Genomic DNA, 18,154 nt, shown 5'->3' with positions numbered 1-18,154 from the left:
CTAGCCCTCTAGCTTCGACTTGTCTCGTACTGCACCCTTGTCAGCACTGGTGGCCATGCTCGCGTACGCTTTAAGTGCAAAGGAAACTTCTCTTTGACGATCAACAGGTTTCCAGCCAAGTTCGTCTTGTTTTGCACGGCGCTCTGCAAGTTCCTGTTCAGACACTTCGAGTGAAATTGAACGGTTCGGAATATCAATCGCGATCATATCGCCCGGTTTCACCAGTCCAATAGCACCGCCGTTAGCGGCTTCAGGAGAAGCATGGCCGATAGAGAGTCCTGATGTACCACCAGAGAAGCGACCGTCAGTCAGCAGTGCACATTCTTTACCAAGGCCCATCGATTTTAGGTAAGTGGTTGGGTAAAGCATTTCTTGCATGCCCGGACCACCTTTAGGGCCCTCGTAACGGATAACAACCACATCACCTGCTTTGACTTTGCCACCCAAGATGCCTTCCACCGCATCTTCTTGGCTCTCAAATACCACCGCTGGACCAGTGAACTTAAGAATGCTCTCATCGACACCGGCTGTCTTAACGATACAGCCATCCAATGCGATGTTGCCTGATAGAACGGCTAGGCCACCTTCTTGGCTGAAGGCGTTGTCTTTCGCGCGAATACAACCTTCAGCGCGGTCGTCATCAAGGCGATCCCAGCGGCAATCTTGTGAGAACGCTTGAGTGGTACGAATACCCGCAGGGCCTGCGCGGTAGAACTTAAGTACTTCTTCGTCTTCAGTTTGGATAATGTCGTATTTTGCCAGTTGCTCTTTCATCGAAAGGCCAAGTACGGTGCGCGCATCATTGTGCAGTAGACCTGCACGGTCAAGCTCACCAAGAATCGCCATTACGCCACCAGCGCGGTGTACGTCTTCCATATGATATTTCTGGGTAGATGGTGCCACTTTACATAGGTGTGGCACTTGGCGAGACAGGCGATCGATATCTTCCATATCGAAATCCACTTCACCTTCTTGCGCTGCAGCTAACAGGTGCAAAATGGTGTTGGTTGAACCACCCATGGCAATATCCAGTGCCATTGCATTTTCGAAGGCATCATAAGTTGCGATGTTGCGTGGCAACGCGGATTCGTCATCTTGCTCGTAGTAACGACGAGTCAGTTCAACAATGCGACGACCTGCATTAAGAAACAGTTGTTCACGGTCTGCGTGCGTCGCCAGCATAGAACCGTTGCCCGGCTGAGAAAGACCCAGCGCTTCCGTTAGACAGTTCATCGAGTTTGCCGTGAACATGCCTGAACACGATCCACAGGTTGGACATGCGCTGCGTTCGATCTGCTCACTTTGCTCATCAGATACTTTTGGATCCGCACCTTGGATCATTGCATCAACAAGGTCTAGTTTGATGATCTGATCAGAAAGCTTGGTTTTACCCGCTTCCATTGGGCCACCAGAAACAAAGATAACCGGGATGTTGAGACGCATGGATGCCATCAACATTCCCGGAGTGATTTTGTCACAGTTAGAGATACATACCATGGCATCGGCACAGTGCGCATTGACCATGTACTCTACAGAGTCTGCGATAAGTTCGCGTGAAGGCAGTGAGTACAGCATGCCGCCGTGACCCATTGCGATACCATCATCAACCGCGATGGTGTTGAATTCTTTTGCGATGCCGCCGGCTTTTTCGATTTCACGTGCGACAAGCTGACCCATGTCTTTAAGATGTACGTGACCCGGAACAAATTGAGTAAACGAGTTCACCACGGCGATGATTGGTTTACCGAAGTCTTCTTCTTTCACACCCGTTGCACGCCACAGTGCACGTGCACCCGCCATGTTACGACCATGTGTGGTGGTAGCTGATCTATATTTTGGCATTTCCTAATCCTTCTTACTTCTGTTCTGGGTACACATAGTCTAACCAGCCCCACTTATCTTCCGTGGTGCCGTCAAATAGGCCAAAGTAGGCTGCTTGTAGTTCTTTAGTGATAGGGCCGCGCTTACCAGTGCCCACTTCAATTTTGTCGATGGTTGCCACTGGCACAATTTCAGCCGCAGTACCTGTCATGAAGACTTCATCGGCAAGGTAAAGGGCTTCACGAGCAATGTTGGCTTCACGTACTTCGTAGCCTTTATCGCGTGCAATGGTCATGATTGAATCACGAGTAATGCCCGGCAGAATCGCGCTGGTTGCTGGTGGTGTGGTGATCACGCCATCTTTGATAACGAAGATGTTTTCGCCAGCCCCTTCTGATAGGTAACCATCAACGCTCAGTGCGATACCTTCGTCGTATCCGTGACGACGGGCTTCACCACCAACCAGTAGTGAAGATAGGTAGTTACCGCCGGCCTTAGCTGCTGTCGGGATGGTGTTTGGTGCCGCGCGGTTCCAGCTTGAAATCATCGCATCCACGCCTTTCTCTAGCGCTTCTTCGCCTAAGTAAGAGCCCCAAGGGAATGCCGCAATGATTAGATCCATTTCAGTGCCAACTGGTGGGCACACGCCCAAACCAACATTACCGACAAAACCTAATGGACGAATGTAAGCGCTGTCGAGTTTGTTTTGGCGCAGTGTCTCGCGGGTCGCTTCCATGATTTCTTCTACAGAGAAAGGGATCGGAAAGCGGTAAATCTTGGCGGAATCTTTTAAACGTTGTGCATGCTCACGGTGACGGAAGACAATTGGGCCTTTTGGTGTGTTATAACAGCGCACGCCTTCAAACACGGATGTACCATAGTGCATTGCGTGAGTCAGAACGTGAACGTTCGCCTCTGCCCATGGAACCATCTCACCATTAAACCAAATGAAATCTGCAGTTTTCGTTGCCATTTGTTGCCTTCCTTATGCACTTACGTGTTGTTGTAAGTTGTGATTTGGCAGTTCATCGTTGCGGATTTTTAGCACCTCAACCTTACGAACGTCCCACAACTTCTCTATTTGATTGATCAAAAACGAGATTGGTCGATCGCTGTCGACGATGATCTCGACGCTGGCTACTTTACTTTCATGGTTTTGCGTAGCAGCGACTTGTTTGATCACGAAGCCTCGGTGACGAATCACACGTAGAACGCGCTCCAACAGTACCGGTTTGTCATCGGCTTTGATGTCGAGTAAATATCTGTCCATGCGATTGTCTCCTATGTATTTTCCAACATATCACTGTTTGATGCGCCAGGTGGCACCAATGGCCACACGTTTTCTTCTTCATCAATCAAAACGTGAAGCATGTAAGAAGTTTCGCTCGCTAGCATCTCTTTGAGAGCAGGTTCGACTTCTTCTTTCTTGGTGATGGTTTTGCCCGGGATATCGAACGCTTTGGCAAGCATCACGAAGTCTGGGTTGTCATCAAGAATGGTTTCACTGTGGCGACCGTCGAAAAACAGCGACTGCCATTGGCGAACCATGCCAAGACGTTGGTTATTAAGAAGGACAATCTTCACTGGAATCTGACGACGCTTCAGCGTGCCCAATTCCTGCACGTTCATCATAAATGAACCGTCACCTGTAATAAGGATAGACTGATCATCAGGACGTGCGACTGCTGCACCCATCGCTGCTGGCAAGCCAAAGCCCATGGTGCCAAGGCCAGCAGAAGTGATGAAATTTTGTGGTTCGCGTGGCTGGATATGTTGCGCTGCCCACATCTGGTGCTGACCTACATCAGTCGAGACAATTGAGCTGTCTGGCATCATGTCTGACAGTTGTTTAAGCAATAGCGGTGCGTAGATTAACTCGCCCGGGTGGTCGTAACGCCACTTAAAGCCGCTACGCAGACTTTCACTGTGATGTACCCACGGTGAGATATCTTGAGTCAGCTCTAGCTGAGGAAGAATGGTGTTGATGTCGCCACGCAATGGTGCGTTGGCGTGACGCAGTTTATGAATCTCCGCAGCATCAATGTCGATGTGAATCACTTTCGCATTTGGTGCAAACGTGTCGAGCTTACCCGTCACACGGTCATCAAAGCGTGCGCCAACCACGATCAATAGATCGGCTTCTTGAACCACTAGGTTAGCGGCTTTGGTGCCGTGCATGCCCAACATACCAAGATAGTGAGGGTCATGGCGTTCAATGGTACCGAGGCCTTTTAGTGTGCTAACTGCTGGCATTGGGTTTAAGCGAAGGAATTCGCGTACTGCATCGGTTGCTTTAGCGAGTTGCACGCCACCACCAACATACAACACTGGGCGAGTTGAGGCTGCCAGTACATCTTGTGCGCGCTTAATGTCTTCAGCGCTGACATCTTCGATTGCAGGCGCTACGTATGGAGGCAGTAGATCTGTTGGGGTTTGAGCCAGTTGAACGTCTTTGGCGATATCGACAATGACTGGACCCGGACGACCCGTTTTGGCCACTTCAAACGCTTCGGCTAGCGTTGGCGCTAGGTCTTCAATTTCGGTCACGAGATAGCTGTGCTTAGTACAGGCTAGGGACATTCCGATCACATCCATTTCTTGGAATGCATCGGTACCGATATGAGAGCTAGCAACCTGGCCTGTGATGGCAACTAGAGGTACGGAGTCAAGGAAAGCGTCGGCAAGGCCGGTAACAAGGTTAGTGGCCCCTGGGCCGGAAGTTGCCATGCATACAGCAACGTCTTGAGTGGAACGAGCCATACCAATTGCGGCCATGGCGGCCCCTTGCTCATGACGGCATAGGATGTGTTCCACCCCTCCGTCATACAAAGCATCGTAGATTGGCATGATGGCCCCGCCAGGGTAGCCAAAAACGGTTTCGATGCCTTGCTGTCTTAAAGCGGCTACGACAAGTTGTGCACCAGTCATCGTAAACCTCCTTTGCTACGTTGTGGCTCGTAGCGATTGCCATATTTATTGCACTTCATGTGCACTCCCATTCTTCCCGTTAAACTGTCCGAGGGTTAGACAGATGACAACTTGTAGTTGTAAAAAAACCCCCGGACTTTTCAGTGCGGGGGTTTTTTGTAATTTGTGGTTACCTTTCGCCCACAATACCCCGCGCGGTGCCAATAATGACCACGATAATCAGGGCTAGCAGTGCGTTGATATGAGCGAAAAGGTTCATCTGTCTGTCGTTCTTTTTTCGTTAAAAAATGTTGTGTAATGTTCTACGAAATTGTTTGCGTCATTAGTGGTATCACACAATTCCGCTGCATGACAAGCAAAAAGTCATTCTTTTTTCACATTAACTCTCAATTGGGACGCGGTATATAACATAACCAACTAGATAAAACATTTGTTTACAGAGTGTTCAATAAATTGAGGAACGTATGGGGCTGGCAATCATTCATAGTCGAGCAAGCGTCGGGGTGCAAGCGCCATCGGTTAGTGTAGAAGTTCATATTAGCAATGGTATGCCCGGGTTTACCTTGGTAGGGCTACCAGAGACGACGGTAAAAGAGTCCAAAGATCGCGTTCGTAGCGCGATCATTAATTCTAATTTTCAGTTTCCAGCTAAGCGGATCACCGTGAACTTGGCTCCGGCAGATCTACCCAAGGAGGGAGGGCGTTTTGATCTTCCTATTGCATTGGGAATTTTGGCCGCTTCGGAGCAAATCGCGACAGATAAGCTTAAAAACTACGAATTTGTTGGCGAGTTAGCGCTATCTGGTGGTTTGAGACCTGTAAAAGGTGTGCTGCCTGCTGCGCTGGAAGCCAGTAAGATTCAACGTCATTTAGTGGTCCCACATGTGAATGGCGATCAGGCGGCGCTGGTGGGGAAGGAACAACATAAATCGGCCCAATCATTACTGGAAGTATGTGCTGAGCTTTGTGGTCAACATCGACTGAATCTTTTTCAAACGCCTAAGCGAAAAACGATCGAAAAACATGGTCGAGACTTACAAGATATTATTGGCCAACAACAAGGTAAGCGCGCACTGGAGATTGCTGCCGCTGGAAACCACAACTTACTTTTCCTTGGCCCGCCAGGTACCGGGAAAACCATGTTGGCTTCGCGCTTGTGTGACTTATTACCGGAAATGAGTGACGAAGAAGCAATGGAAACCGCTTCGGTGGCATCGCTGACACAAAGTGAAATTAATGAGCATAATTGGAAGTCGCGTCCGTTTCGTTCGCCGCATCATTCAAGTTCAATGGCGGCATTAGTTGGCGGTGGCTCGGTACCCAGACCCGGGGAGATCTCTTTAGCCCACAACGGCTTGTTGTTTCTCGACGAAATGCCCGAATTTGACCGAAAGGTGCTGGACTCGTTACGCGAACCGCTCGAATCTGGTGAGATCATTATCTCTCGGGCGCAAGGTAAAACACGTTTTCCGGCTCGCTTCCAATTAGTTGGTGCACTGAACCCAAGTCCGACAGGATATTACGAAGGCAATCAAGCTCGCACCAATCCACAAGCCATTTTGCGTTACCTTGGTCGATTATCTGGACCACTGTTAGATCGCTTTGATATGTCTTTAGAAATCCCTGCTCTGCCCAAAGGGACATTAGCAGAAGGTGGTGATCGCGGCGAGCCGACCGCTATCGTTAAAGAACGTGTGAATCATGCGCGTACCAATATGTTGAACCGCAGCGGTAAGGTAAATGCTTTGTTAGGCAGTCGAGAAATCGAGGCGTTTTGCCCCTTACACAAAAGTGATGCGGAGTTTCTTGAAACCGCTTTGCATCGTTTGGGGCTTTCGATTCGCGCGTATCATCGCATTATCAAAGTGGCGCGAACAATCGCCGATCTTGATGGGGCGGAGCAGATTGAACGAGCGCACTTAGCCGAGGCGCTTGGGTATCGAGCGATGGATCGCTTACTGAAACAACTCACGGCGCAAGCGGTATAGAGACGTGTAAATATCACCGCAACAAGTGTTGTAAGTGCCTTGTTGCGATGAAGGACGTTAGAAGGTGTAGTTGAGACCAAGAGACAACAGGTACTCTTTCTCATCATAGAACGTGATATTGGATTCCGTTTGGCTGTAGCCAGCTAAAGAGATGAACGACCAGTTTTGCCAGTCAAATACGTTTTGATATTCATAGGCTGCAAATAGGCTGACGGTGTCGTCATTTCGTGTTTTAGCAAAAGTTTGGCTAGCGGCTTGATAGTCTTTCCATGCATAACCTGCGGTGAGGGCCAACCGATGGCGGTTGATAAATTTAAACCAACTGATGTCAAACCCGTACGAATCAAATGATTCCGCCTTACCGTCGGCATCTTGATTAATGTAGGTAAACGCCGGTTGCAACATGGATGTTTGATTAAGTGAAATCCGATAGTCACCTTTAACGTAGTAAAGGCTCGCATCGCGAGCGAGTGAACGGTCCGTTACTTCTTCTTGCTCAATGTCTTTATCAGCATAAGCGAGATCAAGGTTGAAGTTTTTATCAATCAATCCCTTGATTTGAAAGCGATAGGCATTGCCGTCCACATCCGTTTCTTGACGGGCGATTCCGACTTGATATGGGTTACGCCAAGTTTCGCTTTTGAGCACGGTCGGTAGATAGGAAATATCGAGCACGGTGCCGGATGGCAACTCGTGTTGATAGCCCAGCTGAAAAGCGAGTGTACCAACCGCGACATCGGAACGTGTGGTACCCGCGTACACTTGGTGATTGAGTCGGTTACCAAAAGTGTAAGTAATGCTTCCTAGCGGCGCAGCGATAACGGAGCTGTCACTATCGGCGCGCTTATCGAGAGAATCGATGGTGTTACTATTTTCCGTATTGAAGTTGGATTCTGATGATACAAATCCGGCATTCAGCGAAATTTCACCGCCAAAACCTGCGGTTTCAGCGAGTTGAGCCTGAGCAGAACTGACGACAAAGGCCAAAGGCAAGAGAATTAGCCTTGGTTTCATTCGTTATCTCCTTATTGTCGAATGAGTGGTGCAAATATTGGTTGAGGTAACAAATCTGACCATTCCCACGCATATTCCAATGTGGCAAAGGCGCAGTATAATTACACGCTGTTTTATTCTTCACACATTATCACTGTTGTTTGACTATCATGTTGGCATATTTGTTATTTTTTTTTAACGCTTCTTTTGTGATTCTCAATTCTGCGCTGTGTTCACTCGCAATTTGTATTATCGCTGTGTTTAAAGTATTGCTTCCAAGCGTGGAGCTAAAAGCGAAAGCGACCGCTTGTGCCAACAAGGTGATGTGGTTATGGGCTACCGTTAATGCGGGCATTCTGGCGGTTTCTAACCGTGTTGACTGGGATGTTCAGGGCGGTGAGGCGCTGAAAAAAGACGGGTGGTATCTGCTGATCAGTAATCATCTCAGTTGGACCGATATTGTGGTGCTTTGCTGCGTGTTTAAAGACCGCATACCTATGCCGAAGTTTTTCCTCAAACAACAACTGTTGTATGTGCCTTTCATTGGGATGGCGTGTTGGGCGCTCGACATGCCATTTATGCGTCGTTATTCGCGAGAGTATCTGATCCGCAACCCGCACAAACGAGGTCAAGATTTAGAGACGACACGTCGCTCGTGCGCCAAGTTCAAACATGCACCAACCACAGTGGTTAATTATGTCGAAGGCACTCGATTTACCGAAGAAAAACAGCGTAAGAGCAAGACGAGCTACCAATATTTGCTGCAACCAAAATCGGGCGGGATCGCATACACGTTAGCGGCAATGGGGGAGCAGTTCGAGAACATTATCGATGTGACGCTGGCGTACCCAGAAAATACAAATAAGCCATTCAAGGATTTATTAATGGGCCGAATGGGCAAGGTTGTTGTGCGTGTGAATGTGTTGCCCGTCGATGAACGAGTGCTTGGTGATTACTTTAACGATAAGCCCTATAAGCGACAATTTCAGCAGTGGTTGGGTGATGTGTGGCAAGAAAAAGATCGGTTACTACAAGAGATTTACAAATAAACAAAAGGGGAGCGATGTGCTCCCCTTTTGATTGATATCGATGTGCTTATTTTAGTGTCAGCAAGTAGTTCACCAGAGAGAAGTACTCATCCATTGTTTTGATGCTTTGTGCTTGAACTAGGTATTTGTTGTTAACGATAACCGCAGGAACGCCGGTTAGACCGCTGTTTTCAAATTGCTTGTCCATACGGCGAACCATGGAATCAACCGCAAAGCCTTTGAATGCAGAGTCGAATTTCTTCGCGTCTACACCTTCATCAAGGAAGATTTGGCGAAGCTCTTCATCGTTACGTGGCGCCTTCTTTAGATTGTGGATGCGGTTAAACATCACTGGCACCATTTTGTCTTCCACTTTTAGTGCAACCATGGTCGCGTAGGCTTTGCTCATTGATGGGCCCATGTTGCCACCCATGAAAGAAACGTGGTTTTTTAGTAGTTTAGTGCCTTCTGGCAACTGCTTTTTCAGTTGCTGGATAACAGGTTCAAAGCTATTACAGTGCGGGCAGTAGAAAGAGAAAAACTCCGTCACAAGAGGTTTTTTTGATGCCTCAAGATCCAATACTTTGTAATGTTCACCTTCTTTGAATTGCGCTGCATGTGCCGACAGGCTTAGCATCAGCATAGAAAACAGTGCGAACAGTTTTTTCATCGAAATATCTCCATTTTTGAATTTGTGGCCTGACTTACCATTGAGGCATTAAAGACAGCGGTGCTTCTTCTAAAGCGGCGATCTGCTCTTTAAATGCAAGGACCTGACCTTCCCAGTATTTTGGCTCATTAAACCATGGAAAAGCGAGAGGAAACGCAGGGTCATGCCAACGTTTTGCTAGCCATGCCATATAGTGCACCATTCGTAGACCGCGAAGTGGCTCAATTAGTTTCAATTCTGCGGGGTTAAAGTCGCAAAACTCTTGATAAGCTTCTAAAACAATATCCAGCTGCATCAGTTTGTCTTGGCGTTCACCGTTCAGTAGCATCCATAAGTCTTGTACTGCAGGGCCGTTACGAGCGTCATCCAAATCAACAAACATAGGGCCATCTCGCCACAAAATATTGCCTGGGTGGCAATCGCCATGCAAACGAATGATATTGAAGCCTTCTTGCCAGTGGCTTTCAATTGATTTGATCAGCATATCCAAGTCATTGAAGAAGCTGTTCTCCAAGTGCATTGGAATCATGTTGGCGTTTTGCAGAATCTCTCTTGGTTGATACAGGTATTCTTGCAAGCCAATCGTTGGTCGATGTTGGAAGGCTTGGCGGCTACCCACTTTGTGGATGCGCCCAAGGAAACGCCCTACACCTTCGAGCTGATCTAAGTTGTCAACCTCGTACTGGCGACCACCCACGCTCTCAAACAGCGCAAAGGCATAGCCTTGATAGTGATGCAGGGTTTCACCGTTGATGCGCACAGGTGGTGCGACGGGGATTTCGTTTCCAATTAGTTCTAAAGTGAAGTCGTGCTCCTCTTGGATCTGTTCATTGCTCCAACGTTCAGGACGGTAAAACTTGACGACATAACGACGACGCTCTTCGTCAGTGAATTGATAAACACGGTTTTCGTAGCTATTGAGGGGAAGAAAACCTGATTCTGCGCGAACGCCGATGCTTTCTAACGCGTACCACATAAAATCTGGGGTAAGGGCGTCAAAGTTAAACATACTTTGGGACATATAAACAAAAAGGCTCATTACTGAGCCTTTTTCCGTTAGTCACTGAAGTAGCGCTATAGTTTTTTAATAAAACGGCTTTCTACTTCAATGGTGAATTCGTTGCTCTTATCGGTGAGTATAAACTGAATTGTCGTAATCGCAGAGTTTAGCTTGTCAGGATCGGCGCCAAGACTCATTGGTAAGTTCAATACCTCACCTGGCTGTACCTGAATTGTCTGCTTACCATACCAGCTTACATCGGATAGCCCTTCAACATCCAACGAGTACTCTTGCACTTGCTGGGTTTTGTTGATTACTTTGAGGGTGTAGGTGTTTTCTACTTCGCCCGAGCTATTAACGCGGAACAGTTGGTTACGGTCGCGAATAACACTCATGCCGGCTGGGTCTACCGCTGCGATTTGGGCAAAGAACAGACCAATCATGACCAGTAGCACAGCTCCATAGCCCAGCAGCTTCGGACGCATGACTTTGGTACTCTTACCCGATAAGCGGTGCTCGGTGGTGTAGCTGATTAGTCCTTTCTCGTAACCCATGCGATCCATGGTGTTGTCACATGCATCAATACAGGCGCCACAGTTGATACATTCATACTGCAAACCGTCACGAATATCGATACCTGTTGGGCACACCTGCACACACAAATCACAATCAATACAATCACCCAAACCAAGTTGCTTTGGATCGGCTTTGCGCGGACGTGGGCCACGCTTTTCCCCACGTTTTGCATCGTAGCCAACAATGAAGGTGTCTTTATCAAACATAGCAGACTGGAAGCGCGCGTAAGGACACATGTGAATACACATGATGGAACGCATCCAACCAGCATTACCATAAGTACAAATGGCAAAGAACATTATCCAAAAGACGGGCCAGAAGTTGGCGTTAAAAGTGAAAAAGTCGATAACCAATTGCTTCATTGGAACGAAGTAGCCAACAAAAGTAAAACCAGTGGCGAGCGCAATGGCAAACCAAGCGATATGTTTGATGGTTTTGCGCATCGCTAAATTCGCCGTTAGCTTATTGGAGTCCTGCTTACGACGCTTATTGGCGCTGCCCTCTAGCTTCTCTTCAAACCAGATATACATGAAGGTCCAGACGGTTTGTGGGCAGAGATAGCCACACCAAACTCGACCTAAGAAGGTGGTAATAAAGAACAACCCAAATGCCGCGATCACAAATAGCAAGGCGAGTAGGGTAAGATCTTGCGGATACAACGTGGTACCGAAAAAGTTGAACTGCTGGTTGCCAATATCGAGCAAGATCGCTTGACGTTCACCGTAAGGGATCCACGGTATTAAAGTGAAGAGAAGCAGTAAGAACCAACCACCGTAACGACGCAGTTTCTGGTAAGTCCCTTTGCTTTCGCGTACATAGATGCGATTACTTGGGTTGAATCGATCCCCATTCCCTTTATGAGTCTTGGGGTTGTAGGTTTTAGGAGTCACATCTTTGATATCGATCTTATCCTGACTCATGCACTCATCCTTCTTAGGCTTTTATAATGTACGGCGTCATTTCTATTGATGTCGCTCGATGACATTGCTACTTCGTCCTTATCATAAATCATGACCGGACATAATTATTTTAGTAAATACTGATGAACGGCGATTATACAATCAATAACAATTCCTTTTCTTTAACGCAGTCAACGTTTAACAACAAAAGTCAGTACAGTTAACCTGATAATTGGCTGAACAGTTATAACCAATTGTGGGACTAAAAATTTTAGTTATAAAAAAGCGACTCACTTGAGGGAGTCGCTTAAAGAATACTGGGTTGTTGAGCCGGTTATTTGATGATGCCACGAGCGCGCAGAATCGCAGTTTTAAAATCATCTTCTTGGTCTTTCTTAAGACCTGGGATCATTTCGTCTTTGCTGCTGTTACGCATTTTAAGGTGGTAGATCAGCACGTCGTCGGTCAGATCTTCTAGCTTGCCTTCGTAGCCTGCTTCTTTCGCTAGCTTCACGATGAACTGTATTAGGTTCATTTCTTGGTCTTTATGCCATTCAGGCTCTAGTAGCTCAAGCAGCTCTTCAATGCGATGACACTTCATTTCTTTCTCCACAGAATTTATAGGTGTAATTAGCTGTAAAGGTACCAAATTGCTTTGCGAAGACCAAATAGGAAAAACTATCTATTTCACTGTGTTTTGTTCTAAGTCGTTGAGGTGGTTTGAGTCGCGTGCAAAGAAAAAAGCGCAGCTGGCGCCGCGCTTTTGATTAAGCTGCTTTGATAACTTTGGCCGGAACACTCGACATCATTGCTGTCTTCTCAACCAATGTCATTGCTGGCGCAACTTGCTTTGCCTTTGGTGCAGTAGTAAAGCCACTGCGGCGGCGCATTGCACTAGTATTAGTGTGTGCGAACCTGACTGTTGTTGGGCGCATTAATTTACCTAACTGTCAGGCATATCCATTGCCGATGTAATGGCCTGAATCATTATGAGCTAGGCTCCAACAAGATTGAAGAATCACTCTTCTGGCTCTCGCCAATCCAGTTAATGAATCAGGAATACCGATATGCATGCATATCACGTATAAGATTAGCATCCTTGTAATAATTGGTCGATAGTTGAGCAATTGAATTGTTTAGATTTTGTCATTTTGTCGCGATGATCGAGGCAATTTTTGTTTGATCCCTCGATCAGCAGTAGTAGTATGAGATCTCGACGAAGGAGGTGCCTATGTCATTTTTGAAGAAGACACTTGCCAGCTTTGGGATTGGGAGCGCTAAGGTTGACTCAATCCTAAATCAAGACGTGCTATATCCTGGTCAAAGTGTGGATGTGTCTATCCATGTTTATGGTGGTGCCACTGAACAAGCGATCGACAACATCGATTTAAAACTGTGTTGTCGCTATATCGCGGAAGCTCCTGATGACCGTGGTGCGCGAGAAGGACACAGCATGCGCCGAGTACCTCAGACTCATGTGCTTGCTAAGTGGAGCCTCCCTTATGCGTTTACCATCCATTCCGGCGAAGATCGTACCTTCGATGTTCAGCTCGATGTGCCTTGGAATACGCCTGTCACCATTGGTGACGCCAAAGTGTGGCTCGAAACCGGCTTGGACGTTGCTGCTGCTTTAGACCCGACCGATAAAGACATCCTCACCGTTCGACCTGATCCACTAATGGATGCGGTGTTATCCGCATTTGAAGCGCAAGGTTTGCGTATTCGCCAAGTGGAGTGTGAGGAAGTAAAAGGGTTCGACCTGCCATTTGTGCAAGAATTTGAGATGGTGCCGACTGACGGGCCATACCATGGCGTGTGGCGTGAGTTAGAATTTGTCGCTCATCGTAGCGAGCAAGAACTCAAATTATGGTTTGAAGTTGACCGCACACGCAAGGGCGAGGGTGGCATGCTCGCAAGCTTACTGGGTAGCGGAAAACTCAAACGAGAGTTGACCATTCCAGCCACGACTAAGCTTGATCAAGTGGGCGAGCTTGTACTTAATTATCTCGATCAAACCACGGCCGTTCATGAGTCTTAATTTAAGCTTACACGTGTAAGCCTAATGTGCCATACTAGAGCAAATTTCAAACTCTAGTATAGGCGCATTGATGTCTGAACTGCAGAAACCTCAATACAGTCAACGCGAAGAACTGGCCAATACCATCACTCATGGCATTGGGATGATTTTTGGTATTGTTGGCTTGATACTGCTGCTAATCAAAGCCATAGACCAGCAAGCTGATACGCTGACGCTGGCCAGTATGGCTGTCTATGGTGCGAGTATTATCGTGCTATTTTTGGCTTCGACGCTGTATCATGCAATTCCGCACCCCAACGCCAAACGCTGGCTAAAAACTTTCGATCACTGCGCCATTTATCTGCTCATTGCTGGCAGTTACACGCCTTTTTTGTTGGTGAGTTTACGTACGCCGCTCGCGTTTGGTTTGATGATTGTTATCTGGACCATTGCTCTACTCGGCATCATTATGAAAGTCGCGTTTGTTTACCGATTTAAAAAGCTTTCCTTGATGACGTATTTGGTCATGGGCTGGCTGTCGTTGATTGTGATTTATCAGTTGGCGATCAACTTGGATATTGGCGGACTGACATTACTCGCAGCTGGTGGGATTGTGTATTCACTGGGGGTGATTTTCTACGTTGCGAAGCGTATTCCATTCAATCATGCGATTTGGCACGGCTTCGTTTTAGCGGGTTGTGTGTGTCACTTTTTCGCAATTTATTATTTTGTCGAGCCTATCTAACGGATAGATATGAACTCGACAAAACATGTGTTATCACATTAACGAGTTTTCACTTCTAACACTTTGGCTGAAAACTGGTATTGCTGAGACTGCGGCACTGCCAGTTTGATGCTTTTACCCTGTTCTGCTTGTTGTGGTCGCAGGTAAGTATCCGCCATTCGCTTGATGGATTGCCAAACTGTGACTTTTTCTTTCGCCAGTTGCTGGCCAGACATATCAAATACCAGAACTTCCACTTCAACTTGAATCACCGATTGTGAGCTTTGATTGGTAATGGACGTTGGCAGTACGAGCTCACCATCTTGATAGCTCGCGGAGCCAATCAGTACGTCGACACCAGAGTCAGACAGCTGCATGGTTGGCTTTTTGGCGTTTACCACCACAGTAGTGCCAACAGTTTTCTTCACAACTGGAATTGTCGCAATTGCGGGAGCTGCGATCGTTTCAACCGCGCCTATTGTCGCTTGCGTCTCTGTTGCTTGCTGCGCAGGTTTTTTCATGACGTATTCCCAAGTAAAGTCATCGTTTAACTTCACTTCTCGACCATCGGCTAAAGTGATGACTTCAGCGGCGTATGTGGATGAGGCGGCAAGTAGGGTCGCCAGAGTGATCCATGTTTTCATTGTTATACCTTTTATTTGTGTCTGCTTAACGGCGCCAAAACGCAGGGAAGAACAGTACAAGAATAGTCAGAATTTCCAAGCGGCCCATCAACATGCCAAAGCTCAGAAGCCACTTGGCGGTATCTGGCAGAGGCGCGAAGTTACCCGTCGGTCCAATCACGCTTCCCATACCTGGGCCGACGTTGGCTACCGCAGTGATGGCACCAGAGATGCTAGTGATGGGGTCTAAACCCAGCGCACTCAAGCAACCCGCGATAAAGATGATGGTGATAAAGAACATCAAGCCAAACGCGACCACTGAGCGAACAATGTCATCATTCACTGGGCGTTGGTTGTAGCGCTGTACAAACACACCTGAAGGGTGAATCAATTTCATCATTTGTTTGTTCAGCAGTGTCATTGCGATTTGGAAACGGAAGATTTTGATCCCACCAGACGTTGACCCCGAACATGCGCCCGCCATCATTAAGAAGGCAAAAAGAGTTGTGGGTAATGCGCCCCACGCGGTGAAGTCCTCTAAGCCAAAGCCGGTTGTGGTGACGACAGAGACGATATTAAACATCGACACTCGTAGCGCATCCAAAATGGTGTATCCGTCTCGAATCACTAACCAAGCTGAAATCACTAAGCTTGAGAAAACGAACAGGTACGCGAATCCTCGAACTTGAGCGTCGTTAACCAACACATCAATACGGCGTTTACGTAACGCGGCGATGAAGAGCAAAAATGGTAAGCCACCTAAGAACATAAAGGTAGTGGCCACCCAGTGTGCGCCATTAGAGAAGTGGTTCATCGACCCGTCGGATGTAGAGTATCCGCCCGTTGATAGCGTGGTAAAGGCGTGATTGATCGCTTCAAACAGGTTCATGCCTGTGACCAAGTAGCCCACAATGCATAAGCCAGTAAGCATCAAATAAACTGCTACGATGTTTTTGGCGACCGTTTTTGCTCTCGGGCTACTTTTATCCGACCAGTCGGATGATTCGGTTTGGAATAGTTTCATACCACCGACATTGAGCATAGGTAGCACCGCCACCGCCATTACGATAAAACCAATCCCCCCAAGCCACTGTAAGATAGAACGCCACAACAAAATACTTGGCGCCATGTTGTCTAAACCGCTGAGCACAGTGGAACCAGTGGTAGTAATGCCTGACATGGTTTCAAAGTAGGCGTCGGTGAAGCTGATGTGGTTGATAAACACAAATGGCAAGGCGGCAAACGCACTGGCGATGGTCCAAACCAGACTGGTGATGAGGAACATATCGCGTACGCTGAGTTTGAACTTAGCGGTTCGACCGATCGTCAAACAAATGAAAGCGGCAAGGTGCGTGATCACAACAGCTTGGGCGAAATCGAGAAATCCCCCCGTACCAGTGAAGAAAGCGACCAAAGTCGGCACGTACATAAACAGGGCCAGTTTGGATAAAACCAGCCCGATAACAAACAGTACGGGACGTAAGTTGACCATAGGAAAATCCTAGAGGAAGAATGGACTCGGCTGGAATAGCGCTTCGACGTCTGATACGTATTTTTTGTTGACCAGGAACATCACCACATGGTCATCCTGCTCGATGACCGTACGGTCGTGGGCAATAAGGACTTCTTCGCCACGAACGATAGCACCAATGGTGGTCCCAGGTGGGAGCTTAATATCTCCAATCGCACGTCCAACAACTTTGGATGTACTTTCATCACCGTGAGCGACGGCTTCAATTGCTTCCGCAGCGCCGCGGCGAAGTGAGGATACGTTCACGATATCAGCGCGACGAACGTGCGTCAGCAAGGCGGAAATAGTCGCTTGTTGTGGTGAGATAGCCACATCAATTACGCCGCCTTGTACCAGATCTACATAAGCGCCACGTTGGATCAGCACCATTACTTTTTTCGCGCCCATGCGTTTTGCCAACATCGCAGACATGATGTTGGTTTCATCTTCGTTGGTCAGCGCGATGAAGACGTCGACTTGGTCGATGTTCTCTTCCGAGAGAAGCTCTTGGTCTGCCGCGTCGCCGCAGAACACGATGGTGTTTTCTAGCTCTTCTGACAGTTTTTCTGCACGTTGGTAGTTACGTTCAATCAGCTTCACGCTGTAGTTTTGTTCTAAGCGCTTTGCGAGACTGGCACCAATGTTACCCCCGCCAACAATCATGATGCGGCGGTACGGTTTTTCTAGACGCTGAAGCTCACTCATCACTGAGCGAATATGATTACTTGCTGCAACGAAGAACACTTCATCGTCGGCTTCAATAATCGTGGTGCCTTGTGGGCGAATCGGGCGACCCTGGCGGAAAATCGCCGCCACACGGGTATCGATGTGCGGCATGTGCTCACGCAAAGCAGACAGCGCATTACCCACCAGCGGGCCACCATAGTAGGCTTTCACCGCCACTAGGCTGACTTTCTGTTCAGCAAAGCTCACCACCTGCAGCGCGCCTGGGTATTGGATCAGACGTTCGATGTAGCTCGTAACGAGTTCTTCTGGTGCGATAAGGTGATCAACAGGAATGGCGCCAGATTTAAACAGGGCTTCTTTTTCGGTCAGATATTCTGGAGATCGAATACGCGCAACGCGGTTTGGGGTGTTGAATAGAGTGAACGCGACCTGACAGGCGGCCATGTTGGTTTCATCAGTGTTGGTCACCGCGACGAGCATATCGGCGTCTTGTGCGCCCGCTTCGTGCAGCACGTCGGGGTGGCTCGCATGGCCATTGACCACACGCAGGTCGTATTTGTCCTGTAATTCGCGCAGTCGGTCGGCATTGTTGTCGACGATGGTGATGTCGTTGTTTTCACCCACTAGGTTTTCTGCCAGTGTGCCGCCAACCTGACCTGCACCAAGAATAATGATCTTCATACTCTTTTC

17 protein-coding genes are annotated in these 18,154 nt (G+C 47.9%); 4 read left to right on the top strand and 13 right to left on the bottom strand.

Annotation, left to right across the window (positions count from 1 at the left end):
• Genes ilvD through ilvG form a run of 4 tightly spaced genes read right to left on the bottom strand, consistent with a single transcriptional unit; the run spans position 1 to position 4,749 of the window.
• On the bottom strand, positions 1 to 1,842 hold the full coding sequence (gene ilvD, locus MTR11_RS00660) for a dihydroxy-acid dehydratase (RefSeq protein ID WP_005394064.1): 1,842 nt from the start codon (positions 1,840 to 1,842) through the stop codon (positions 1 to 3).
• Positions 1,843 to 1,855: 13 nt separating this feature from the next.
• The gene (ilvE, locus tag MTR11_RS00655; RefSeq protein WP_005378953.1) at positions 1,856 to 2,794 is read right to left on the bottom strand and encodes a branched-chain-amino-acid transaminase; all 939 of its coding nucleotides are present in this window, start codon (positions 2,792 to 2,794) and stop codon (positions 1,856 to 1,858) included.
• Between the two features lie 12 nt (positions 2,795 to 2,806).
• Positions 2,807 to 3,091: an acetolactate synthase 2 small subunit gene (ilvM, locus tag MTR11_RS00650; RefSeq protein ID WP_005378958.1), complete on the bottom strand. Its 285-nt coding sequence runs from the start codon at positions 3,089 to 3,091 to the stop codon at positions 2,807 to 2,809.
• A gap of 11 nt (positions 3,092 to 3,102) precedes the next feature.
• Positions 3,103 to 4,749: an acetolactate synthase 2 catalytic subunit gene (gene ilvG / locus MTR11_RS00645; RefSeq protein ID WP_005394061.1), complete on the bottom strand. Its 1,647-nt coding sequence runs from the start codon at positions 4,747 to 4,749 to the stop codon at positions 3,103 to 3,105.
• Positions 4,750 to 5,213: 464 nt separating this feature from the next.
• On the opposite strand from ilvG, the gene MTR11_RS00640 reads away from it, so the two are divergent.
• Positions 5,214 to 6,737 (top strand): YifB family Mg chelatase-like AAA ATPase, encoded by a 1,524-nt coding sequence (locus MTR11_RS00640; protein WP_145533242.1) that lies wholly within the window; start codon positions 5,214 to 5,216, stop codon positions 6,735 to 6,737.
• 57 nt (positions 6,738 to 6,794) lie between these two features.
• On the opposite strand, the gene MTR11_RS00635 is transcribed toward MTR11_RS00640, so the two are convergent.
• Complete coding sequence (locus tag MTR11_RS00635; protein ID WP_170892806.1) at positions 6,795 to 7,751, bottom strand: DUF2860 domain-containing protein; 957 nt, start codon at positions 7,749 to 7,751, stop codon at positions 6,795 to 6,797.
• Between the two features lie 149 nt (positions 7,752 to 7,900).
• Between MTR11_RS00635 and MTR11_RS00630 the strand changes: the two genes are divergently transcribed.
• Complete coding sequence (locus MTR11_RS00630; protein WP_046874593.1) at positions 7,901 to 8,779, top strand: acyltransferase; 879 nt, start codon at positions 7,901 to 7,903, stop codon at positions 8,777 to 8,779.
• A 46-nt stretch (positions 8,780 to 8,825) separates the two neighbouring features.
• Here MTR11_RS00630 and MTR11_RS00625 read toward each other — a convergent pair whose 3' ends face one another.
• The 5 genes from MTR11_RS00625 to MTR11_RS00605 all read right to left on the bottom strand — a co-directional run bounded on the left by MTR11_RS00625 (position 8,826) and on the right by MTR11_RS00605 (position 12,838).
• Positions 8,826 to 9,428, bottom strand: coding sequence for a thiol:disulfide interchange protein DsbA/DsbL (locus tag MTR11_RS00625; protein WP_005379036.1), 603 nt, complete (start codon positions 9,426 to 9,428; stop codon positions 8,826 to 8,828).
• A gap of 34 nt (positions 9,429 to 9,462) precedes the next feature.
• Positions 9,463 to 10,449 (bottom strand): serine/threonine protein kinase, encoded by a 987-nt coding sequence (locus MTR11_RS00620; RefSeq protein WP_041853008.1) that lies wholly within the window; start codon positions 10,447 to 10,449, stop codon positions 9,463 to 9,465.
• Between the two features lie 53 nt (positions 10,450 to 10,502).
• Complete coding sequence (gene ccoG, locus MTR11_RS00615; RefSeq protein ID WP_243326880.1) at positions 10,503 to 11,924, bottom strand: cytochrome c oxidase accessory protein CcoG; 1,422 nt, start codon at positions 11,922 to 11,924, stop codon at positions 10,503 to 10,505.
• A gap of 313 nt (positions 11,925 to 12,237) precedes the next feature.
• Positions 12,238 to 12,504, bottom strand: a complete 267-nt coding sequence (locus tag MTR11_RS00610) for a YihD family protein (protein ID WP_005394048.1) — start codon at positions 12,502 to 12,504, stop codon at positions 12,238 to 12,240.
• Positions 12,505 to 12,670: 166 nt separating this feature from the next.
• Positions 12,671 to 12,838: a hypothetical protein gene (locus tag MTR11_RS00605; protein ID WP_005379043.1), complete on the bottom strand. Its 168-nt coding sequence runs from the start codon at positions 12,836 to 12,838 to the stop codon at positions 12,671 to 12,673.
• 296 nt (positions 12,839 to 13,134) lie between these two features.
• On the opposite strand from MTR11_RS00605, the gene MTR11_RS00600 reads away from it, so the two are divergent.
• Complete coding sequence (locus MTR11_RS00600) at positions 13,135 to 13,941, top strand: sporulation protein (protein WP_243326879.1); 807 nt, start codon at positions 13,135 to 13,137, stop codon at positions 13,939 to 13,941.
• 70 nt (positions 13,942 to 14,011) lie between these two features.
• Complete coding sequence (gene trhA / locus MTR11_RS00595) at positions 14,012 to 14,665, top strand: PAQR family membrane homeostasis protein TrhA (RefSeq protein WP_005394044.1); 654 nt, start codon at positions 14,012 to 14,014, stop codon at positions 14,663 to 14,665.
• 38 nt (positions 14,666 to 14,703) lie between these two features.
• Here the strand turns inward: trhA and MTR11_RS00590 are convergent, their stop codons facing one another.
• From MTR11_RS00590 to trkA, 3 genes are read right to left on the bottom strand one after another with little or no spacing between them, the layout of a single operon-like run.
• Positions 14,704 to 15,288, bottom strand: a complete 585-nt coding sequence (locus MTR11_RS00590; RefSeq protein ID WP_243326878.1) for a DUF3157 family protein — start codon at positions 15,286 to 15,288, stop codon at positions 14,704 to 14,706.
• A gap of 25 nt (positions 15,289 to 15,313) precedes the next feature.
• A complete protein-coding gene (locus MTR11_RS00585) occupies positions 15,314 to 16,759 on the bottom strand; it encodes a TrkH family potassium uptake protein (RefSeq protein ID WP_006742925.1) in 1,446 nt (481 codons plus the stop codon).
• Between the two features lie 9 nt (positions 16,760 to 16,768).
• The gene (trkA, locus tag MTR11_RS00580; RefSeq protein WP_243326877.1) at positions 16,769 to 18,145 is read right to left on the bottom strand and encodes a Trk system potassium transporter TrkA; all 1,377 of its coding nucleotides are present in this window, start codon (positions 18,143 to 18,145) and stop codon (positions 16,769 to 16,771) included.
• Between the last annotated feature and the right edge of the window lie 9 nt (positions 18,146 to 18,154).

Source organism: Vibrio sp. CCB-PB317 (genome assembly GCF_022808245.1).
GTDB lineage: Bacteria > Pseudomonadota > Gammaproteobacteria > Enterobacterales > Vibrionaceae > Vibrio > Vibrio diabolicus.
Note: the sequence above shows the minus strand (reverse complement) of the source record. Positions and strands in the feature narration are given on the sequence as shown.